Annotated in this window: 19 protein-coding genes, 1 tRNA gene and 1 pseudogene; 9 read left to right on the top strand and 12 right to left on the bottom strand. The window is 67.3% G+C overall.

Annotated features, from left to right (window positions below):
- The 5 genes from N4S67_RS25550 to N4S67_RS25530 all read left to right on the top strand — a co-directional run.
- A partial coding sequence (locus N4S67_RS25550) for a hypothetical protein (RefSeq protein WP_260995791.1) occupies positions 1 to 253 on the top strand: 253 nt, incomplete at its 5' end.
- Between the two features lie 62 nt (positions 254 to 315).
- Positions 316 to 1,209 (top strand): hypothetical protein, encoded by an 894-nt coding sequence (locus tag N4S67_RS25545; protein ID WP_260995790.1) that lies wholly within the window; start codon positions 316 to 318, stop codon positions 1,207 to 1,209.
- Positions 1,210 to 1,918: 709 nt separating this feature from the next.
- Positions 1,919 to 2,182, top strand: a complete 264-nt coding sequence (locus N4S67_RS25540) for a hypothetical protein (RefSeq protein ID WP_260995789.1) — start codon at positions 1,919 to 1,921, stop codon at positions 2,180 to 2,182.
- A gap of 88 nt (positions 2,183 to 2,270) precedes the next feature.
- A complete protein-coding gene (locus N4S67_RS25535; protein WP_260995788.1) occupies positions 2,271 to 2,837 on the top strand; it encodes a dihydrofolate reductase family protein in 567 nt (188 codons plus the stop codon).
- 411 nt (positions 2,838 to 3,248) lie between these two features.
- The gene (locus N4S67_RS25530; RefSeq protein WP_260995847.1) at positions 3,249 to 4,010 is read left to right on the top strand and encodes an alpha/beta fold hydrolase; all 762 of its coding nucleotides are present in this window, start codon (positions 3,249 to 3,251) and stop codon (positions 4,008 to 4,010) included.
- Here N4S67_RS25530 and N4S67_RS25525 read toward each other — a convergent pair.
- Positions 3,966 to 4,038, bottom strand: a tRNA-Thr gene (locus tag N4S67_RS25525). The two genes, N4S67_RS25530 and N4S67_RS25525, sit on opposite strands and share 45 nt — an antisense overlap.
- 48 nt (positions 4,039 to 4,086) lie before the next feature.
- Positions 4,087 to 5,295 carry a DNA polymerase III subunit delta' gene (locus tag N4S67_RS25520; protein WP_260995787.1) on the bottom strand — a complete coding sequence of 403 codons (1,209 nt, stop codon included), beginning with the start codon at positions 5,293 to 5,295 and terminating at the stop codon, positions 4,087 to 4,089.
- A 52-nt stretch (positions 5,296 to 5,347) separates the two neighbouring features.
- Here N4S67_RS25520 and N4S67_RS25515 point away from each other — a divergent pair, with 52 nt between their 5' ends.
- Entirely contained in the window at positions 5,348 to 6,988 is a 1,641-nt protein-coding gene (locus N4S67_RS25515) for an adenylate/guanylate cyclase domain-containing protein (protein WP_260995846.1), read from the top strand.
- A gap of 3 nt (positions 6,989 to 6,991) precedes the next feature.
- Here the strand turns inward: N4S67_RS25515 and topA are convergent, their stop codons facing one another.
- From topA to N4S67_RS25500, 3 genes are all read right to left on the bottom strand, one after another.
- Positions 6,992 to 9,787 (bottom strand): type I DNA topoisomerase, encoded by a 2,796-nt coding sequence (topA, locus tag N4S67_RS25510; RefSeq protein WP_260995786.1) that lies wholly within the window; start codon positions 9,785 to 9,787, stop codon positions 6,992 to 6,994.
- Positions 9,788 to 9,925: 138 nt separating this feature from the next.
- Positions 9,926 to 10,504, bottom strand: a complete 579-nt coding sequence (locus N4S67_RS25505; RefSeq protein ID WP_260995785.1) for a hypothetical protein — start codon at positions 10,502 to 10,504, stop codon at positions 9,926 to 9,928.
- Between the two features lie 126 nt (positions 10,505 to 10,630).
- Entirely contained in the window at positions 10,631 to 10,834 is a 204-nt protein-coding gene (locus tag N4S67_RS25500) for a cold-shock protein (RefSeq protein ID WP_006243848.1), read from the bottom strand.
- A gap of 279 nt (positions 10,835 to 11,113) precedes the next feature.
- Between N4S67_RS25500 and N4S67_RS25495 the strand changes: the two genes are divergently transcribed.
- Together N4S67_RS25495 and N4S67_RS25490 are read left to right on the top strand one after the other, a co-directional pair.
- Positions 11,114 to 13,423 (top strand): DEAD/DEAH box helicase, encoded by a 2,310-nt coding sequence (locus N4S67_RS25495; RefSeq protein WP_260995784.1) that lies wholly within the window; start codon positions 11,114 to 11,116, stop codon positions 13,421 to 13,423.
- A gap of 294 nt (positions 13,424 to 13,717) precedes the next feature.
- Positions 13,718 to 14,725 (top strand): PAS domain-containing protein, encoded by a 1,008-nt coding sequence (locus N4S67_RS25490; RefSeq protein WP_260995783.1) that lies wholly within the window; start codon positions 13,718 to 13,720, stop codon positions 14,723 to 14,725.
- On the opposite strand, the pseudogene N4S67_RS25485 reads toward N4S67_RS25490, so the two are convergent.
- From N4S67_RS25485 to ssd, 7 genes and pseudogenes are all read right to left on the bottom strand, one after another.
- A pseudogene (locus N4S67_RS25485) lies at positions 14,722 to 15,045 on the bottom strand (Rv3654c family TadE-like protein); the annotation flags it as partial. The gene N4S67_RS25490 and the pseudogene N4S67_RS25485 overlap by 4 nt on opposite strands.
- Positions 15,046 to 15,055: 10 nt before the next feature.
- Complete coding sequence (locus N4S67_RS25480; protein ID WP_260995845.1) at positions 15,056 to 15,337, bottom strand: TadE family type IV pilus minor pilin; 282 nt, start codon at positions 15,335 to 15,337, stop codon at positions 15,056 to 15,058.
- A gap of 41 nt (positions 15,338 to 15,378) precedes the next feature.
- On the bottom strand, positions 15,379 to 15,582 hold the full coding sequence (locus N4S67_RS25475; protein WP_260995782.1) for a DUF4244 domain-containing protein: 204 nt from the start codon (positions 15,580 to 15,582) through the stop codon (positions 15,379 to 15,381).
- A 24-nt stretch (positions 15,583 to 15,606) separates the two neighbouring features.
- Complete coding sequence (locus N4S67_RS25470; protein ID WP_260995781.1) at positions 15,607 to 16,182, bottom strand: type II secretion system F family protein; 576 nt, start codon at positions 16,180 to 16,182, stop codon at positions 15,607 to 15,609.
- A complete protein-coding gene (locus tag N4S67_RS25465; protein ID WP_260995780.1) occupies positions 16,179 to 16,958 on the bottom strand; it encodes a type II secretion system F family protein in 780 nt (259 codons plus the stop codon). Before N4S67_RS25465 ends, N4S67_RS25470 begins: the two co-directional genes overlap by 4 nt.
- A complete protein-coding gene (locus tag N4S67_RS25460; RefSeq protein ID WP_260995779.1) occupies positions 16,955 to 18,121 on the bottom strand; it encodes a TadA family conjugal transfer-associated ATPase in 1,167 nt (388 codons plus the stop codon). Before N4S67_RS25460 ends, N4S67_RS25465 begins: the two co-directional genes overlap by 4 nt.
- Complete coding sequence (gene ssd / locus N4S67_RS25455; RefSeq protein ID WP_313959989.1) at positions 18,118 to 19,203, bottom strand: septum site-determining protein Ssd; 1,086 nt, start codon at positions 19,201 to 19,203, stop codon at positions 18,118 to 18,120. The genes N4S67_RS25460 and ssd overlap by 4 nt, the downstream gene beginning before the upstream one ends.
- Positions 19,204 to 19,588: 385 nt before the next feature.
- On the opposite strand from ssd, the gene N4S67_RS25450 reads away from it, so the two are divergent.
- Positions 19,589 to 20,476 (top strand): HAD-IB family hydrolase, encoded by an 888-nt coding sequence (locus N4S67_RS25450; RefSeq protein ID WP_260995778.1) that lies wholly within the window; start codon positions 19,589 to 19,591, stop codon positions 20,474 to 20,476.
- Positions 20,477 to 20,504 lie beyond the last annotated feature (28 nt).

Below are 20,504 nucleotides of genomic sequence, written 5' to 3'. Positions count from 1 at the left end.
TCAGCTCGAGGAGATCGTCAAGACGTCGAACTCGCAATCGAACGCCATAGCCGAGCGGCTCGGAAAGCTGGACAAGGAGTTCGAGGAGCTGAGCAAGCAGCGAACCGGGAACAAGAAGCCGGGCGAGGGTGAGGACCCTGGGGTCGATAGAACGATGGCGCCGAGTCAGGTGCCCCCCGCACAGCTGGAGGCCTACTACCAGGCGCTCGCTGACTACGCGGCCTCTCCTCCCGCGGGGGATGGGGCACGGTGACGGGCTCTTTCGCGAACGAGTACGACCAAGGCGCCGGGGCCCGGCGGTAGGACGGGTCGACTATGCGCAGAACACTTTCACTCATCGCAGCATTGGCCGCTGTGTCGACCGCCTGCTCCGCTCCCGAGCCAGCGTTGCCGTCAACCCAAGACCCCGACGAGGTGCATGAGTTTCTGACCGGTCCGGAAGCCACGGCGAACCTGGAGAGCATCAGTAGTTATAAGTGGCCCGATGAAGGTGCAAAGCCGGCTTCGTATTTCGAGTGGATAGCAGGTGACGCGACATCCGCTGATCCGGCCGTCGCTTCCCGGGCCGGGGAATCCGCGCACGCACTCGCGGTCTTCCTCGGTGAGAAACAGTCCGAGTTGGATTCGATCTCCCCGAAGCTCGTAGCCGCGTACGGGATTGCGCTAACGCCATTTCAGGGCGCATTGGTCGGTGACGACGACAGTGTCCGCGGGTTCGACGAGCTAGACACTTCGAACGATTTCTCGGTGCCTCGTGGGGTGTTCGCGGTCATTGCTACCAACTCCGAGGCTGGCGCTCAGTTCGTAAACCATGCGTACGACCGCGCCCAGGCTGTCGCCGCGGACGCGGCCGGAGAGGGCTGCAGAGATCGGGCTGTCGCCAGTTCGGTTGGCCCGCGGGCTGTCCGCACGGCCGCCGAATTGTCCGGCCTCGCAGCGTCGGCCGACGCCGAGCTGGACTCGCGTCGCTACGCAATTGATGACGTCGTGCATGCCATGGCGGATGCATGTCTATCGGTCGCCAAAGCACCGCCGCAGGGACCTGTCGTCAGATTCATCAGCAACAGCACGCTGCTGTCTCCGGATGCAGCAATGCGGCTGGACCCGTCACTGGAAGATTACTTTCAGAGTCAGCGGGACTATCTCGCCTACCAAGGCTTGAGCCTCGAGGATTTCTCCGACGCCTACGACGAGGCGCGAGGGCGCTAGGTACGAATTCGTGGAAGTTGGTGTCTGGTGGACCGAAACGGTTGATGCGTGAGTCCGGTCATCGGGTCGTCGACAACGCGCACGACCACCTGGAGGCAATTGCCGCGGATGCGTCCATGGGTTTCATTCTGAGACTGCGTTACGTGGCCGCTTCCATCTGTCTCGTCGCGACCTCGTGCACTGCTAGCGCGCCAGACGAACCGCCGACCACTCCTCCCGCATCGCAGCAGCCGACGATCGAACGATGGAGTGGTCTGGTCTCGGATTACCGGTCGGTCTGGAGCGCCGAACCGGGCATCGATCTCCTCACTGGTGCACCGATGGTCTTTCGCGCATATCTCGAATCCACCTTGCTAGCTCAGTTCATGGGCAAGATCGATTACGCCTATCCGGGGTTTGCACGCGCGGTTCCACCCAACGCGGACGATAGTAGCCGTCCCAGCGAGATGGGTCGCACACCCTACCTTAAGCAGCCTTTGCGAAAGCCGTTCGTAGGCAATACAAAACACCACATTCTAAGGGTTGTCCACGCTGGCCCGGAAGTCGTCGTGGACATGTGCAACTACCAATATCTCGCTGCGACAGAGGAGGCTCCCGGCGTCTACGTCAGCGCCGCAAACAAGGCCGTGCGCAACCGGCACCCAATCCGGGGATTTCGGCGAATCGCACGTTCTTACGAGTTCCACCGCCGGAAACCGCGCCTATCGAGTTGCCACCACAAGAGGGGCCGGCGCTCGCGCCCTACAACAATGTGTTCGGCGATTGGAAGGTCATCGGCGGGCTGAGCGTTTTCGCGAGTGCACTACCTGGCTTCGACGAGGAATGGCCGACATTCCAGGAGGATGAGGCTGCGTGTGTCGCCAAGGCTCCCGATTCAGCAGAACGCCGGAACTCCCTCATGAACGGTGAGCATCCGCGCTCCGACTTCCCCACGCTGCCGGCTTATCCGGGCTGGCCGTCGAAGCCGGACTAGGTCGGAGCGCGCCCCGACCCCGCAACGATTTGACGATGTCTCGTGTGGTCTCGCGATGAGTTTCGCCCGCCGGTGCAGTCTGATCTCCATGGGCAAACTCATCTATGGCTTCAACGTGTCGGTGGACGGGTACATCGCCGACGCGCAAGGCAACATCGACTGGTCCGATCCGAGCGAAGAACTGCACCAGTACTGGAACGACTTCGAGCGGGAGACCGCCCTGTCGTTCTACGGGCGGCGGCTCTACGAAATGATGTCCGCGTACTGGCCGACCGCCGACAAGGCCCCGGACGCTACCCCACTGATCGTCGACTTCGCCCACATCTGGCGCGACATGCCCAAGGTCGTGTTCTCGCGCACCCTGGAGTCCGTCGACTGGAACTCCCGCCTGGAACGCGGCGACCCCGTCGACGTGGTCACGAAGCTGAAAGCCGAAACCGATGGCCAGCTGGAGGTGGCCGGCGCGACGCTGGCCGCACCGATCGTGCAGGCCGGACTGGTGGACGAGTACCGGATCGTGGTCGGGCCCACCGCCGTGGGTGGCGGCACCCCGTTCTTCCCAACACTGCCGTCATGGATCTCGCTGCGACTGTTGGAGAACCGCACCTTTCCGGGCGGCACGGTCCTGCTGCGATACGAGGCCAAACACGACTGATCGAAGACACAGTCAGGCGACCTGCCTACCGGTCCAGCAGTTGTCGTTCACGCCTACACCGAGTCAAACCAGCTGGCAGACATCATGTTCGACGCCCGGAATGTCTACTCCGATCACGAATGAGTGGTAGCGCCAGAGTTTCTGGACTACATCGGGGGCCACCAGCAGATTTGAAAGGCTGTCTTGCCGAAGCACCCGACCCCGTCGCCAGATGCGAAGCTCTGATGACAGCCGCTGATTCGGCATGAAAATCAACCGCGAGGTGTTGCAAGAACAGTGAACCCCGTCACCCATCATCGAATCGTCGTCGACGGCCTCGACACCTTCTATCGCGAAGCGGGCCCCACCGACGCACCTGTGGTGCTACTCCCCCACGGATACCCGGCGTCGTCCTACGTATACCGCAACCTCATGGCCTCGCTCGGACATCGCTGGCGCCTCATCGCCCCTGATCTTCCCGGGTTCGGCTACAGTGCAACGCCTTCCGTCGACGACTTCGGCTACACCTTCGCCGCTTACGGCGACTTCCTGGAGAGATTCGTCCACGCACTCGACCTTCAGCGCTACGTCATCTGGCTCCATGACTACGGCTCGCAATTCGGCTTCCGCCTCGCCATGGCCATGCCCCAACGCGTCGCCGGCCTCGTTATCCAGAACGGCGACATCTACGAAGACGCGCTCGGACCCAAGTACGAGTTCTTGAGGGAGATCTGGGACAACCCCGGCCCCGACTCCCGCCGGCGCATCGCCCAGCACGTCACCCTGGCCGGATTCGAGACCGAATTCCGCGGCGAGTTGCCCGACGACGTCGCTGACCGCATCAGCCCCGACCTGTGGACCCTGCACTGGACGCTGATGAACACCCCCGACCGCCTGGCCAACCTCATCCACTTGCTCGAGGACCAGCCCAATACGCTGCAGTGGTTCGCCGACGAGCAGGCCTACCTGCGCGAGCACCAACCGCCGACGCTGATCGTCTGGGGACCACATGACGGCTACATGCCTGAGGAGTCGGCACGGGCCTACCACCGCGATCTGCCCGACGCGCCTCTGCATCTGCTCGGCGGCGGGCACTGGCTGCTCGAGACGCACCTCGACGAGGTCGTCCCGTTGGTCGACGAATTTCTGAGCCACCTGGGGGAATCGAACCCCCGACCTATTCATTACGAGTGAATCGCTCTACCGACTGAGCTAAGGTGGCGTGCCGTTCGGCGGCACGAGTCTACGGCAGGCCCGCCGCGGACCCAAGTCAGTCGCGCAGCGCCTGCCCCACCGTCGCGACCATGGCGTCGACCGCGAACTTCGGCTTCACGTTCACCGCCAGCGCCTCGCGGCACTCCAGCACCGCGTCGATGCAGCGCAGCAGCTTGTCCGGCGGGGCGTGCGCGGCCATCGCGGCAACCTGATCGGCCATGTCGGGATGGTTCGCCTGCACCGCGCCCGCCCCGGACGACACCAGCAGCGCATCACGGAAGTATGTGGCCAGATCGATCAGCGCGCGATCGAGCGCGTCTCGCGACGCCCTGGTCTGGCGCGACTTCTGCCGTCGCTCAAGATCTTTCAACGCACCGGTCGCACCGCGCATGGCGGTCGCCGTGCCCTTCCCTGTGCCCCCCGCCCCGAGCGCTGTGCGCAATTCCTCCGACTCGGCTTCGTTGCGACCCGCCGTGAGCGCCTGGGCCTCGGCCTCGGCGGTGGCCACCAACTCCTCGGCCGCCGCATACGCCCGCGACGGCGTTGCCGCATCCCGCGCCAGCCCCAATGCTCGCTTTCGGCGCTCCCGCGCCTCCTCGTCGGTCGCCAGCCGACGCGCCCGTCCGACATGGCCGCCGCTGACAGACGCCGCCCACGTGGCGTCCGCCTCTGACAGGCCGTCAGCCTCGACCAGCACCCGCGCGATCGCGTCCACCGGCGGCGTCACCAACGCGACGTGCCTGCAGCGTGACCTCAGGGTGATCGCGATGTCCTCGGGGTCCACCGACGGCGCGCACAGCAGAAACACCGTCGACGGCGGCGGCTCCTCGACCACCTTGAGTAGCGCGTTGGCGGCGCCCTCGGTGAGTCGGTCGGCGTCCTCGACCAGCACGATCTGCCAGCGGCCGGTGCCGGGGCGCCGCGACGCGATCTGCACGATGTTGCGCATGTCGTCGACGCCGATGGACAACCCCTCCGGGATGATGCGCCGCACATCGGCGTGAGTGCCGGCCATCGTCGTCGTGCACGCACGGCATTCGCCACAGCCCGGGACCCCGTCGGACGAGCACTGCAACGCCGCGGCGAAGCACAGGGCCGCCACCGACCGTCCGGACCCCGGCGGTCCGGTGATCAACCAGGCGTGTGTCATGGTTCCGGTCACGGCGGCACTGTGAGCAGCGTCACCGCGCGCGGCCCGCGCGGCGGCCACCAACTCGGCTTCCACCGCGTCCTGCCCCACCAAGCGCGAGAAGACCCCGGTCATCGCAGATAACAGTAATGCTGCGAACCGACACGTCCGTCCCAGACCACCCAATCTGGTCGCCCTCGCCCGATACGGTTGTCGGGTGACCACCGAGGCCCCGCCGATCGGACGAATCAGTGCATTCGTCCGATGGGTCGTGCGCACGCCATGGCCGGTGTTCGCGCTGGGCATGCTGCAGTCCGACATCATCGGTGCGCTGCTGGTCTTCGGGTTCCTCCGCTTCGGCCTGCCACCCGAGGACCGCATTCAGCTGCAGGATCTGCCCACGTCCAACCTTGCGATCTTCCTCGGTTACCTGTTCATCTCGTTCACGATCGGGGCGTTCCTCAGCCTGCGGATGCTGCTGCCCGTCATGCGTTGGCAGCGCCGCGACATGCTGTTGCGCGACCGCGACCCCGCCGACACCGAGGTGGCCCGCACCCGCGCGCTGAGGATGCCGTACTACCGCACGGTGATCAGCGTCATGAACTGGATGCTGGGCTCGATCGTCTTCATCGTTGCCAGCTGGCCGGTCGCCAGTAAGTCCGCGCCGGTGGTCGCGGTTGCCACGGGGCTCGGTGCCACCGCCACGGCGATCATCGGGTACCTGCAATCAGAGCGTGTGCTGCGCCCCGTCGCGGTGGCCGCCCTGCGCGGCGGCGTTCCGGAGAACTTCCGAGCGCCCGGTGTGATCCTGCGGCAGGTGTTGACCTGGGTGCTGTCTACCGGCGTGCCGATCCTGACGATCGTGCTCGCCCTGGTGGCGAGCAAGTTCGAGGTGTTGACCGCACCCGCGGACCGGATGACCACGCCACTTCTGTTCCTGGCCATCTCCGCGCTGGCGATCGGCCTGTTCGGCACGGTGCTGGTCGCGATGTCGATCGCCGACCCGCTACGCCAATTGCGCTGGGCGCTGGGCGAAGTGCAGCGCGGCAATTACAACGCGCACATGCAGATCTACGACGCCAGCGAGTTAGGCTTGCTGCAGGCGGGATTCAACGACATGGTGCGCGACCTGTCCGAGCGGCAGCGCCTGCGCGATTTGTTCGGTCGCTACGTCGGCGAAGACGTCGCGCGGCGTGCACTCGAACGCGGAACCGAGTTGGGTGGTCAAGAACGCGACGTCGCAGTACTTTTTGTCGACCTCGTCGGTTCGACGCAGTTGGCGGCGACCATTCCGGCCTCGGAGGTCGTCAACCTGCTCAACGACTTCTTTCGCGTCGTCGTCGACACGGTGAACCGCCACGGCGGGTTCGTCAACAAATTCCAGGGTGACGCGGCACTGGCCATCTTCGGTGCGCCCATCGAGCATCCCGACGCCTGCGGGGCGGCGCTGGCCGCGTCGCGTGAACTGCACGACGACCTGATCGAGGTGTTGGGTCAGACCGAGTTCGGCATCGGCGTGTCGGCGGGCCGCGCCATCGCCGGACACATCGGCGCGCAGGCCCGCTTCGAGTACACGGTGATCGGCGATCCGGTCAACGAGGCCGCGCGACTAACGGAACTGGCCAAGCTGGAGCAGGGCCACGTGCTCGCGTCGGCCATCGCGGTCAGCGGTGCACTCGATGCCGAGGCGCTGTGCTGGGACGTCGGCGAGATCGTCGAACTGCGCGGACGGGTGGCCCCGACGCAACTGGCCCGGCCGCTGAACCTGGTGTCGCCCAGTGATGCCGGGCTGGAAGAATCCGAGATCTCCAGCGACGTCCGGCGGTGACGCTCAGGACTTCTTGGCGGCCTTCTTCGCGCCGGTCTTCTTCGCGGGCGCTTTCTTGGCGGCCTTCTTCGTCCGCTTGACCGGTCCGCGGGCCCGGCGGTCAGCCAGCAGCTCGGCGGCCCGCTCGTCGGTGATAGACAAGACGTCGTCGCCCTTACGCAAGCTGGCATTCGTCTCGCCGTCGGTGACGTACGGGCCGAACCGGCCATCCTTGATCACCATCGGCTGGTCGGTCGCCGGGTCATTGCCCAGCTCGCGCAGCGGTGGAGCCGCAGCACGCTGTCCGCCACGCCGTTTGGGTTCGGAGTAGATCTTCAGCGCCTCGTCGAGCGTGATGTCGAACATCTGCTCTTCGGTGGTCAGCGATCGAGAGTCCGTGCCGCGCTTCAGGTAGGGCCCGTAGCGGCCGTTCTGTGCGGTGATCTCCTCACCCGTGTTCGGGTCGACGCCGACGACGCGCGGCAACGACAGCAGCCGCAGCGCATCGTCGAGCGTCACCGTCTCCAGATCCATCGACCGCAGCAGTGAGCCGGTCCTCGGCTTGGGACCCGTCGGCTTCTTGCCCTTCTTGGCCGGTGCGCCGTCCTCGTCCTCCGGCGGCTCGGGCAAGACCTCGGTGACGTAGGGACCGTAGCGACCGTCCTTGGCCACGATCTCATGGCCCGTCGCCGGGTCCACACCCAGAGATCGACCCTCTTGCGGTGTGCTGAACAGCTTTTCGGCCAACTCCAGCGTCAGCTCATCGGGTGTCAGCTCGTCTTTGAGGTTAGCGCGCTGCGGTGTCGGCTCACCGTCGTCGTCGGCGATCATCCGCTCCAGATACGGGCCGTTGCGTCCGACGCGGACGTTGATGGCGCGGCCCTGGTCGTCGTCGAAAAGCTTGATGGAGTTGACTTCTCGGGCGTCGATCTCTTCGAGATTGCCACCGACCAGCTTCTTGAGACCGCCAGCGCGTGCGATCGAGCCCTCGACGCCGTGTTCGCCGCCGAAGTAAAAGTTATTCAGCCAGTTGCTGCGTCGCTCGTTGCCCGAGGCGATCTCGTCGAGTTCGTCCTCCATGGCAGCGGTGAAGTCGTAGTCGACCAGCCGCGCGAAGTGCTGCTCCAGCAGACCGATGACGGCGAACGCCACCCACGACGGCACCAGCGCGCTGCCCTTCTTGTGCACGTAGCCGCGGTCCTGGATGGTCTTGATGATCGACGAGTACGTCGACGGGCGGCCGATGCCCAGGTCTTCGAGCGCCTTGATCAGCGAGGCCTCGGTGTAGCGGGCGGGCGGGCTGGTGGTGTGCCCGTCGGCGGTCAGGCCGGCCGCATCGACGCGCTGCCCCTGGGTCAGGTTCGGCAACCGGCTCTCGGCGTCGTCGGCCTCACCACCGGCCTGCTCGTCGAGGCTCTCGACGTAGGCCTTGAGGAAGCCGGCGAACGTGATGGTGCGGCCGCTGGCGGAGAACACCACCTGCTGACCGTCGCTGGCGACACCGGAGATGCGCAACGACAGCGTCGTCCCGCGCGCGTCGGCCATCTGGGAAGCGACCGTGCGCTGCCAAATCAGCTCGTAGAGCCGAAACTCGTCCTGGTCCAGCGCCGAGTGCAGCTGCCCCGGCGTCTGGAACACGTCGCCTGCGGGCCGGATGGCCTCGTGCGCCTCCTGGGCGTTCTTGACCTTGCGGGTGTACTGCCGCGGCGACGGGTGCACGTACTCCTCGCCGTAGAGCTGCCGTGCCTGGTTGCGCGCCGCGGTGATCGCCGACTCCGACAGCGTGGTCGAGTCGGTACGCATATAGGTGATGTAGCCGTTCTCGTAGAGCCGCTGCGCGATGCTCATCGTGCGCTCCGAGGAGAACCGCAGCTTGCGGCCGGCCTCCTGCTGCAGCGTGGACGTCATGAACGGGGCGTAGGGCCTGCGGGTGTAGGGCTTCTGCTCCACCGACGACACGGCCAGCTGGGCGCCGCGCAGGCCGGTCGCCAGAGCGCCCGCGGCGGCCTCGTCGAGCACGAGCACCTCGTCGGGCTTCTTCAGCCCGCCCAGCGAGTCGAAATCGCGTCCGGTGGCCACCCGGCGACCGTCGACCGAATTCAGCTTCGCGGTGAACCTGGGCGGCGACGCTTGCGCGTCGGAGACGCTGGCGTCGAGTTCAGCGGTGACGTCCCAATAGCCCGCGCTGCGGAACGCCATGCGCTCGCGTTCACGCTGCACGATGATGCGGGTCGCGACCGACTGGACGCGGCCGGCCGACAGCTTCGGCGCGACCTTCTTCCACAGCACCGGAGAGACCTCGTAGCCGTACAGCCGGTCAAGGATGCGGCGGGTCTCCTGCGCATCGACCAGGTCGATGTCCAGGTCTCGCGGATCCTCGGCGGCGGCCCGGATCGCCGGCTCGGTGATCTCGTGGAACACCATTCGTTTGACCGGGATGCGCGGCTTCAGCGTCTCGAGCAGATGCCAGGCGATGGCCTCACCCTCGCGGTCGCCGTCCGTGGCCAGATAAAGCTCGTCGACGTCCTTCAGCAGGCTTTTCAGCTCGCTGACGGTGTTCTTCTTGTCCGGGCTGACGATGTAGAGCGGTTCGAAGTCGGCGTCGACGTTGACACCGAGGCGCGCCCATGGCTCCGATTTGTACTTCGCGGGCACGTCGGCGGCCGCCCGGGGCAGGTCGCGGATGTGTCCGCGTGACGACTCGACGATGTAGTTCGACCCGAGGTACCCAGCTATTTTGCGCGCTTTGGTGGGCGACTCGACAATGACGAGTCGCCGCACCGTTCCGTTGCGGCCGCTCCCGCGGTCCCCGTCTGCCACCTGTGCCTACGCTCCACTTCCTCAATTGCCCACGGCGCGGGGCTCCCTTTTATAAGGGCGGTCGACCGACCCCGTCGGCAACTGACAATTTCGCACCCCGCGCGGGCCGACGCAAACCGGCCCCTGCGCTCGCGCCCCTCAGAGGCGCGGCCACTGCTCGAACGCCTCGACGGCGCCAGGGGGTTCCCCCACATTCTCTACCAGCCGCGATAACCGCCGACGACCACTGATTCGCAGCGCCGGGTGCGACCCGCGGGTACCTATCAATGTCGGGGCTATCCCGACCCTCATCATGGCTGACGCCAGCGGTGAATGCGTGTCGGGGGCGTGCGGATCGAGGCCGAGCAGGTAGCGGTCGGCCTCCGGAGTGCCCGACGCCAACGTCCAGGCACGCAATTCGCGCGGCCCTGGTAGCCATTGCGGAGGCACCGTCTTCACGGCGCCACGGGTCCAGTCGCCCGCGATGGGGACCAGCCGCGGATCCACCGACGTGCGAATCAGCGGAGTGTTCTCGTCGGTGCGCGCGATCTCCGGCTGCAGGCCCGCCTCGGTGATCATCTCGGCGAGCGCCTCCGCGCGCCACAGCCGGTCCACCACCACCGACAACCGAGCGCCCTGGCCCACCACGACCACCTGACCCGGCGCGGCGAGCAGCCCCGTCAGGTCGGCGACCGCGGGCGGCACCGACTCTGCCGAGAAGAACGACAGCTGGCTCACAGATCGACAGTAAGGCAGTAGTCGACTGCGAAGCGGTCAGCCGGGCCGGGTGCCGCAATAGAGAACACCCCGCGTGTTCCTCGACTGGGAGAGCGCGGGGTGTTTTCTTCGATGGATTTGGTCTGGCTAGACGGCGCGGACACCCGTGGCCTGAGGCCCCTTGGGGCTCTGGCCGACCTCGAACTCGACCTTCTGGTTTTCCTCCAGGGTGCGGAAGCCGCTTCCCTGAATTTCCGTGTAGTGGACAAAAACGTCAGCGGATCCGTCCTCCGGGGCGATGAAGCCGAAGCCCTTCTCCGCGTTGAACCACTTCACAGTTCCCTGTGGCATTTCCTGTTGTTTCCTTCTCTTATTCACCGGGTGCGGTCCACCGTTGTTCGGTACACCGGGCCCCGTTCCGACCGCCATACCTTTGCGGTGTCGGCGGAACTTAACCCGGCCTACAAACCTCGCAGGAACCGCGATCGCAACGTCGATCCTGCGAGTGCTAGTACACGAACACAGAAGCTGCGACCGCGGATAGTCAATCACGTTCCGGCCTGCGGCGACAGTGGAGATGCGATCAAGTGGGGAACAATTCATCCACGAGGAGTTTCAGGAGGGCGCGCAATGGCGGATTTCGGCCGCGAGCTGCTCGCGTGCGCCGTCGAGGGCACGGAGGGCAATCCGCTGCGCCACGTCGCCGATCTGCCGCCCCAACAAGGCCGCCCGCAGGCGTGGCCGCAGTGGGCTCACCCAGATGTGGTGCGAGCGTTCGCCGGTCGCGGCATCGAGGCGCTGTGGTCCCATCAGCTCGCCGCGGCCGACCTCGCGCACGACGGCCGCCATGTCGTCGTGAGCACCGGCACGGCATCCGGGAAGTCGCTGGCGTACCAACTGCCTATATTAACGGAGTTGAAAGCTAATTCGCGGGCCAGAATGCTCTACCTGTCGCCGACCAAAGCACTCGGCCACGACCAGTTGCGCAACGCGATCGCTCTGACCGAGGCCGTGCCGCTGACGGACGTCGCGCCGAGTTCCTATGACGGCGACAGTCCCGCCGATGTCCGGCGCTTCGCACGCGAACGCTCGCGGTGGATCTTCTCCAATCCCGACATGATCCATCTGTCGATGCTGCGCAACCACGCCAGATGGGCGGTGTTCCTGCGCAACCTGCGATTCATCGTCATCGACGAATGTCATTACTACCGAGGCATCTTCGGGTCGAACGTGGCGATGGTGCTGCGACGGCTGCTGCGGTTGTGCGAACGGTACTCGTCGACTCCGACGGTGATTTTCGCCAGTGCCACCACGGCCTCGCCGGCCGAGACCGCTGCCGAACTGATCGGGCAGACGGTCACCGAGGTGACCGACGACGGTTCACCGCACGGCGCGCGCACCGTCGCGCTGTGGGAGCCGCCGCTGCTCGCTGACCTCGTCGGCGAAAACGGCGCGCCGGTACGGCGATCCGCGGGTGCGGAGGCCGCGAGGGTGATGGCCGACCTGATCGCCGAGGGCGCCCGCACGCTGACGTTCGTGCGGTCCCGGCGGGGGGCAGAGCTCACCGCGTTGGGGGCGCGAGCCCGGCTGGCCGAGATCGCTCCCGACATCGCCGAGCGGGTCGCGTCCTACCGGGCCGGCTACCTGGCCGAGGACCGCCGCACGCTGGAACGCGCACTGGCCGAAGGGGAACTGCGCGGCATGGCGACGACGAATGCGCTGGAGCTCGGTGTCGACATCGCCGGGCTGGATGCCGTCGTTCTGGCCGGCTTTCCAGGCACCGTGACGTCGTTCTGGCAACAGGCGGGCCGTTCCGGTCGCCGCGGTCAGAGCGCGCTGGTGGTGCTGATCGCCCGTGACGACCCGCTGGACACCTACCTGGTGCATCACCCGGCGGCGCTGCTCGACAAGCCGATCGAACGCGTCGTCATCGATCCGACCAACCCGTACGTGCTTGGGCCGCAACTGCTTTGCGCAGCCAACGAATTACCGCTCACCGATGCCGAGGTGCGCAGGTGGAACGCCGAAGCGGTCGCCGAAACGCTGATCGACGACGGTCTGCTGCGCAAGCGGGCAGGCGGTTACTTTCCGACCCCTGGCGTGGATCCGCATCCCGCGGTGGACATCCGGGGCTCCTCGGGCGGGCAGATCGCGATATTGGAGGCCGGAACCGGCCGCATGCTCGGCAGCGCGGGCGTCGGGCAGGCACCGGCGTCGGTTCATCCCGGCGCGGTATACCTGCATCAGGGCGAGAGCTATGTCGTGGACTCGCTGGACTTCGAGGATGGTGTCGCGTTCGTGCACGCCGAGGATCCGGGCTACACGACGTTCGCGCGCGAACTCACCGACATCGTGGTCACCGGCGAGGGTGAGCGGAAGACGTTCGGAGAGGTCACGATCGGACTCGTTCCGGTGTGTGTCACCAACACCGTGGTCGGCTACCTGCGCCGCACGTTGACCGGGGAGGTCATCGACTTCGTCGAACTCGACATGCCGACCCGCAATCTGGACACGATGGCGGTGATGTGCACCATCACGCCGGAAGCGTTGCAGCACAACGGATTGGACATGCTACGGGTGCCGGGCGCGCTGCACGCCGCCGAACATGCCGCGATCGGGCTGCTGCCGTTGGTCGCGAGTTGCGACCGCGGCGACATCGGCGGGGTGTCGACGGCGGTCGGCCCGGTGCAGGGTTTGCCGTCGATCTTCGTCTACGACGGCTATCCCGGCGGCGCGGGCTTTGCCGACCGCGGGTTCCGCAGGATCGGCACGTGGTGGTCGGCCACCGCCGCCGCTATTGACGCGTGCGAGTGCGCGACCGGATGTCCGTCGTGTGTGCAGTCGCCGAAGTGCGGCAACGGCAACGATCCACTGGACAAGGACGGCGCCGTGAATGTGCTGCGGTTGGTTCTCGATGAAGTGGCTGGACGCGTGTCGTGAATTCACCCGAAGGGGCGACCGACCCCTCGACGATCGCCCCCACGGATCCGCGGCCGGGACGCTGGGGTTTGATCGCGCCGAGCACACAGAAGTTGCGGCGAACGGCCGGACAACGCGATCCGTTCCCAGTCCCGGCATGCCGGGTGCAGACGAAAAATACCGCGCCAGAGGGTTCCTCGCAACTCACCATTGCGCTACGACGCGTGTCGGAAGCGTATCTAGCAGCGCTTTCCTACGGAATCCGTAGGCGCCGCGGGGAGGATGGTTCAGCAGGGCGACGTTAAACTGCGCTACATGACCCACGACTGGTTGCTCGTGGAGACGCTGGGCAGTGAGCCCGCCGTGGTCGCGCAGGGTCGTCGCACCAAGGATCTGGTTCCGATCAGCACGTTCCTCCGGCGAGACCCGCACCTGATGGCCATTCAGACGGCCATCGGAGAGACGGTGCGCGCCGGTCAGGGGCTCAGCAGCATCACGCCGAAGAACGACCGCGTGATCCGCACCGAAGTGGTCCAGATGACCGACGGCCGGATTCACGGAGTGCAGGTTTGGGTGGGACCGACCGACATGGAACCGCCCGAGCGTCCTGTGCCGGGGCCGTTGATCTGGGACCTCGGCAGCGGCATGGCCACAGACACTCGCGAGTCGCTGTTCAACAGCGGCGTGGACAGCACTGCCGAGCCGACGGACCGTCGGGCGTTCGCCGAGGATCTGCCGATGCACGACCTCAACCCCAGCGAGGCCAAGGTGCTGGCGATGGCGCTCAAGCCCGAGGCCGGCAAGACCCTGTGCAGCACGTGGGATCGGACCGACCACGACGGCGCACCGATCACGGTCGGATTCGTCGCAAGAGCGGTGGCAGAAAGCCGCGACGACGGCGAAGAACGGCTGATCTGTCGGGCGATGAACTGGCGAAGCGTGCGGGAGGATTCGGCGGCCCCGCGAGACGACCTGGCACAGCGAATTGTCTGCGGGCTCGCCCAGCCCGGCGTTCACCGCGCGCTGGTAGCCCCGGCCGGCTGGACGCTACTCAAGTGGCTCGACCCCCCGGCCCCGTTCTTCGACTGGCGGGCCAGCATGGCGGGCGAGCACTCGGTGAACCCTGCAGACCATCCCGAAATGACGAGGATGGCAGAGGAATTCGTCACGGGTACGGCATCAGGTGTGTTACGGATGGTGGCCAACGACGGCGGCTGGACGCCCGTTCACGTGACCGTCAACAGAGTCGAACTCGACGACGACGTGCACGCCGGGCTCGCCATGCTGCGGCGGCCCAGCGCCGAGGAACTCGCCGATATCTAACGGACAGGCCCAGCCCGGGCCACTCCCTGCGCCCGACCCGCACCCAGCCTGCCGAGCGTCACCGAGACCTCGACCGCGACGACGACGTCGAGTTCGTCTCGCGCGCATCGCGCCACCTCAGTCCGCATGGCTTCGGCGATCGCCTCGGCGTGTGAACAGGCAGCTGCCTCGCCGTCGGCCAGCCGAGCTGCCGCGGCCAGCGCCGCAAGGTCGGCCGCTGCTTGGGCTCGGTGGCGCGCGGTGACGGCCGAGCCGACGTACAGCCAGCCGACGGTGATCGTCAGTAGCACCGCGATCATCGCGACTGCGACCAGGCTGGCCGATCCTTCGTCACGCCACGCCGGGTTCGACCGCGGCCACCGCCCGCCCCGCGAGCGTGAGTCCGGGCAACAGCGCCGAACTGACGGTGACCGTGGCCACGACCAGTTCGCCTTCGCGTCGCAATTGCACCGCCGCCCCGTCCGGGGCGATACCGCGGGCGACCTGCGCTCCGTCGCCCCCTCGCGCCGCCAGACGCGCCGCCTCCCGAGCGGCGTCGACACAACGGATGTGCATGGACATCGCGGTGAGCCCGCCGAGGCACAAGACGAGCACGGCCACCAGCGCAGCAATCCCGAACGCCGCCTCGACCGTCGCACCGCCGGTGTCGCCGGCTAGACGTTGGTGTTCAGCGCGCGGCTGATGATGTTGGTCAGCGCCGTGACGATCGAGTCGCCGGTGACGACCGTGTACAGGATCGCGCCGAAAGCGGCGGCCGCAATGGTCCCGATCGCATACTCGACGGTCGACATGCCGTCCTCCTCGACCATCAGCAACGTCAGCCGCGCCTGTAGCGCGCGAATGCTTCTGCCCTTCATGGTGTTTCCTCCTCATCTTCACCGTCACAAGATCCCTGACTGCAGGACGTCACCGGCCAGCCCGGCGACGACGGGCACAACCCCCAGGCACACAAACGCGGGCAGGTAGCACAGCCCGAGCGGTCCAGCGATCAGCACCGACGCGCGCTCCGCAGCACCGCGCGCGGCGTCCGCCGCCTCCTCGCGGGACTGGGCTGCCAGGTCGATGACGCCCTGCGCCAGCGCGGCGCCCGAGGCCGCCGAGCGCCGAGCCAGCCGCAGCAGCGCCTCGGCGTGGTTGTATTGCCGCTCGGCCGCTTTCGACCATGCCGTCGCCGGATCCGCGCCCAGCGAAAGCAGATCGGCCGCCCTCGACAAGCTGCACGCCAGGTCATGTGGCGCAGACGGCGCGGTCGCGGCGGCCGCCGCCGACACGGCCATGCCAGAGCGTAGGCACGCGGCCAGGACGTCGAGCGTCGAGGCGAACGCCAGCGGGTCGTCAGGCGCCGTCGGCACAGCGCGCGTCAGCCTCGGCGCGACCAGGCCGGCCCGAACACGCACATGCCACGGGTCGGCGCCGAGCAAGATTGCGCCGGCGAGAAGCAGTGCAGCGCCGGTCATCTCGCGACCTGCCCGGTGATCCTGTCGGACCACAACAGTCCGAGACACGACAGCACGACGCCGACGAGAAGCAGCCAACCGCCATGCGAGAACAGAAACGTCAACGGGTCCGCACCGATCGCCTGACCGAGTCCGACTCCCAGCACCGGCAGCCCGGCGAGAAGCGCCGCCGTGGTTCGCGCACCGGCCATTCCCGCATTCACGCGTGCGGCGTACCGCTCGCGCTCGACGATGTCGCGCTGCGCGGTTCGCATCAACGTCGCGATCGCCAACCCGTGTGTCTGAGCGAGATGCCAACACACCGCAAGCCGTTCCCAGTGCGCTGGCAGGGACGACTGCCTAGCAGCGCTTCGCAGCCCCGCGGCGACGTCGGCGCCCATCCGCGCACGGGCCGCTACTGCCCGCATCGACACGGCGACCACACCGTCGACTTCGCCGGCAGCTACTCCGAAGGCGGCGACCGGATGCGCCCCGACGCGAAGTTCACCGACGAGGACGTCCAATGCGCCCTGCAGTGCGGCGGCTTCGGCTGTGCGTTTCCGCGAGCGAGTTCGCCTTCTGCGGCGCACCTCGGCAGTGACCGCGGCGACAGCCGCAGCCGCGACGACTCCCGGTGGCGCAGCCAGCGCGACGGCGCCGCCGGCCGCCGCGATGCCGGGCAGCACCAACAGGCGTGGAGGCCGCCGCGACGTCGGCACTCGCCCGGTTATCAGCCGGCGCGACGGAACCGGCGCGATCAGCAGCGCGAGTGCCAGGGCCAGCGCCGAGACGCTCATGACACCCCCCTCCGCTTGATCAGCGCGCGCAGTTGATCCGCGCCGCAACCGAATCCGCTACCGTCCCGCCATGCCGTGACTGCGCGGACCGTCCCGTCATCGCCTCGCTCGAGTAGGGCGATCTGGTTCAGACGGCGGCGTCCCGCCCCGTCGCGGGTGACGTGCAGGACGACCTGCACCGCGGCCGCGAGTTGGCTGTGCAGCGCCGTCCGATCGAGCCCGCCGGCCGCAGCGAGCGCCTCCAGACGCGCGGGCACCTCCGTTGGGCTGTTGGCATGCACCGTGCCCGCCCCTCCGTCGTGCCCGGTGTTCAGTGCCGCGAGCAGGTCTACCACCTCGGCACCCCGAACCTCGCCGACGACGATCCGGTCCGGCCTCATCCGCAGCGCCTGCTTGACCAGGTCCCGTACGGTGACCTCGCCGATGCCCTCGACATTGGCGTGCCGTGCAACAAGTTTCACGAGGTGGGGGTGGGCCGGCTCCAACTCCGCGGCGTCTTCCACGCAGACGATCCGTTCGCTCGGCGATACCGCGCCCAGCACCGCGGCCAACATGGTGGTCTTGCCGGCGCCCGTGCCACCGGAGACCAGGAAGGCAAGCCGGCTCGCGATGATCTCGCGCAGCAGTCCCGAGACCGACGAATCGATGGTGCCGGTGCGCACCAGGGCCGCCAGGTCCTGCGTCGCGGGACGCAGGACCCGCAACGACAGACAGGTGCCGCCCGGCGCGATCGGTGGCAGGACCGCATGAAGCCGCACGGTGAACTGACCGGTGCCCAGATCGGTCAGTTGGCCATCGACCCATGGCTGCGCGTCGTCGAGACGCCGCCCGGCCGCGAGCGCGAGCCGTTGGGCTAGCCTGCGGACCGCGGCCTCGTCGGCGAAACGGACTGAGCTGCGGCGCAATCCGCTTCCGTCGTCGACCCACACCGCGTCGGCCGACGTGACCAACACGTCGGTGGTGCCTTCGGCGCACAGCAGCGGCTCGAGGGGCCCCGCGCCGGTGAGCTCGGTCTGCAACACCCGCAGGCTGCGCAGCACCTCCGTATCGCCGAGCAGGCCCCCGGACTCGGCGCGGATCGCTGCGGCCACGACGTTCGGGCGCAGCGGAGCCGATTCGACGGCCAGACGCTCGCGCACCCGGTCGATCAGCGAGGCGCTCATGCCGCCCTCGCCGCCGGATGCTGCTGGAGTACTGCCAGCACCCGCTGTGCCGCCGCCACGAGCGGTGACCGGCGCCCCAACCGCAGACCGCCCCGTTCGAGCATCACCGCGAGACCGGGCTGCGGGCGCATGGCCGCCAGCAGCGGCAGCCCGACGATCTCAGCGACCTCAGACGACCGCAGGCCACCCGGCGACGGCCCACGCACGACCACGCCCGCATTCGGGTTGACCGTCGACACCCAACTCGCCGCGGCCGCCGTGGCGGCGCACGACCGCACGTCAGCCGGCGTGACCATCACCACCAGATCGGCTGCGCTAAGGGCTGTTTCGGCCGCCGCCGTCGCTCGGCGCGGAACGTCGCTGACCACCGTCGCACCGCCACGACTGCCCGCGTCGATGACCGCGCTCAGCGGCGCCGCATCGATGTCACCGCCACTACGGCTCCCGGACAGCACGCTGAGCGCGCCGTGCCGCGGAAGGGCATCGCGTAGCGCCGCGTAGGTCAGCCGGCCGCCCTGCAATTCGAGGTCGGGCCAGCGCAGGCCGGCCTCGGCTTCGCTACCCAGCAGCAGATCGATGCCACCGCCCCACGGGTCGGCGTCGACGAGCAGTGCTCCGGCATTTGTCGAGGCGGTCCGGGCCAATGCCGTCGCGAACACCGAGGCGCCTGCCCCACCACGGCCTGCTATCACCGCCGCCACCGCACCGCGACGGTCGTTTTCGAGCGCCGTCTCGACGGCGCCGGTCAGCTCCGCCATCAGCTCGTGGTCCTGTGCGGGCAGCGTCAGAACATGTTGTGCCCCGACCGCGATCGCGGCCTCCCAGTCGGTGGCCAGGGGCTCGGCTCGAGTCAGGAGTACCACGTGGCCGCGTCTCGGCAGCGCCCGCTCGGCGCAGCGGTGCGCGGCGCGGGCGTCGAGGAGAACGGCGATCGCGCCGGTCCACACCTTGCGACTCGACGGCTCCGACGTGTGCACCACATGGGCGCCTGCGGCGGCGGTGACGCGGTCGACATCGTCGCGCAAGACGGGGTCGCCGAGCAGCGCGAGGATCCCGCTGGGTCTCTCGGGAGGTGCGGCCATGAACCCACCCTGCGAGTCGGCGCAGTCCGCCGCCACGGCCGCGTCCGGGTCTGTGAATGAACCCGCAATTGGGGATGGCCGGCCGTCCCGGTCATCGAAAATCAGATTCCGCAACTACCGAGTCCCGGCGGGTCTATCCGCAATGCGAAGGGCTACCCAGAAAAAGAGACGACCCCCGCCAGGGGGGGAGGAGGCGGAGGTCGTCGTGTATCAGCCCCGGGGGGTCGGGCTGATGCACACCCGGCATAAGCCGAGTAATGCTTACTATACACACGCCGTTGCGCGAGGGCGCAAGTGCTGGCGACCGACAAAAGCAGTTGACAGAACAAAAGATGCAGTGACACGCACGTGTCGTGAACTGCCAGTTTGTACACTCTTCCGCGAAATGTCACGCTCTCGCCCCTATGCTGACGAGGTGACCGCATCCCAGCCGGAGGCCGAGCGGTCGACCGTACCGCAAACTCCCGGCGCCCCCTCTGAGTCGGTCCGAACAGCGGCATTCTTCGATCTAGATAAAACGGTGATAGCCAAATCGAGCACATTGGCCTTCAGCAAACCTTTCTTCGACCAGGGGCTAATCAATCGCCGGGCGGTTCTGAAATCGACCTACGCCCAGTTCCTCTTCCTGATGTCCGGAGCCGATCACGATCAGATGGACCGGATGCGGTCCTACGTCACCAACATGTGCACCGGATGGGACGTCGAGCAGGTCAAGTCGATCGTCGGCGAGGCATTGCACGACATCGTCGACCCCCTGGTCTTCGCCGAGGCCGCCGACTTGATAGCCGACCACAAGCTTTGTGGCCGCGACGTGGTCGTGGTCTCGGCCTCTGGCGAGGAGATCGTCGCGCCGATCGCCCGCGCGCTCGGCGCCACCCACGCGATGGCCACCCGCATGGTCGTCGAAGACGGCCGCTACACCGGCGAAATCGCGTTCTACTGTTTCGGCGAGGGCAAGGTGGAGGCCATCCGCCAGCTCGCCGCCCGCGAGGGGTACGCCCTCGAGCATTCATACGCCTACTCGGATTCGGTCACGGATCTGCCGATGCTCGAGATCGTCGGCCACCCGGCTGTGGTAAACCCCGACCGCGCTCTGCGCAAAGAGGCGGCACTGCGGGGTTGGCCGGTGCTGACATTCACCAGACCGGTGTCGCTGCGCGATCGAATTCCGGCGCCCTCAGGGGCCGCCATGGCAACGACGGCGGCGGTCGGAGTGAGCGCACTGGCCGCCGGCGCGCTGACCTACTCGTTACTACGCCGATTCGCCTTCTGAGGCGCTACGCCGCGTAGTAGCTGACGCC

This window comes from Mycobacterium deserti, from assembly GCF_025345615.1.
Classification (GTDB): Bacteria; Actinomycetota; Actinomycetes; order Mycobacteriales; family Mycobacteriaceae; genus Mycobacterium; species Mycobacterium deserti.
Note: the sequence above shows the minus strand (reverse complement) of the source record. Positions and strands in the feature narration are given on the sequence as shown.

Bases quoted from the DNA above. Each gene is read 5' to 3' on its own strand.
- N4S67_RS25545 (WP_260995790.1), top strand. From the start codon at position 316: ATGCGCAGAACACTTTCACTCATCGCAGCATTGGCCGCTGTGTCGACC.
- N4S67_RS25535 (WP_260995788.1), top strand. From the start codon at position 2,271: ATGGGCAAACTCATCTATGGCTTCAACGTGTCGGTGGACGGGTACATC.
- N4S67_RS25530 (WP_260995847.1), top strand. From the start codon at position 3,249: ATGGCCTCGCTCGGACATCGCTGGCGCCTCATCGCCCCTGATCTTCCC.
- N4S67_RS25520 (WP_260995787.1), bottom strand. From the start codon at position 5,295: ATGACCGGGGTCTTCTCGCGCTTGGTGGGGCAGGACGCGGTGGAAGCC.
- N4S67_RS25500 (WP_006243848.1), bottom strand. From the start codon at position 10,834: ATGCCACAGGGAACTGTGAAGTGGTTCAACGCGGAGAAGGGCTTCGGC.
- N4S67_RS25495 (WP_260995784.1), top strand. From the start codon at position 11,114: ATGGCGGATTTCGGCCGCGAGCTGCTCGCGTGCGCCGTCGAGGGCACG.
- N4S67_RS25490 (WP_260995783.1), top strand. From the start codon at position 13,718: ATGACCCACGACTGGTTGCTCGTGGAGACGCTGGGCAGTGAGCCCGCC.
- N4S67_RS25475 (WP_260995782.1), bottom strand. From the start codon at position 15,582: ATGAAGGGCAGAAGCATTCGCGCGCTACAGGCGCGGCTGACGTTGCTG.
- N4S67_RS25470 (WP_260995781.1), bottom strand. From the start codon at position 16,182: ATGACCGGCGCTGCACTGCTTCTCGCCGGCGCAATCTTGCTCGGCGCC.
- N4S67_RS25465 (WP_260995780.1), bottom strand. From the start codon at position 16,958: ATGAGCGTCTCGGCGCTGGCCCTGGCACTCGCGCTGCTGATCGCGCCG.
- N4S67_RS25460 (WP_260995779.1), bottom strand. From the start codon at position 18,121: ATGAGCGCCTCGCTGATCGACCGGGTGCGCGAGCGTCTGGCCGTCGAA.
- ssd (WP_313959989.1), bottom strand. From the start codon at position 19,203: ATGGCCGCACCTCCCGAGAGACCCAGCGGGATCCTCGCGCTGCTCGGC.
- N4S67_RS25450 (WP_260995778.1), top strand. From the start codon at position 19,589: ATGTCACGCTCTCGCCCCTATGCTGACGAGGTGACCGCATCCCAGCCG.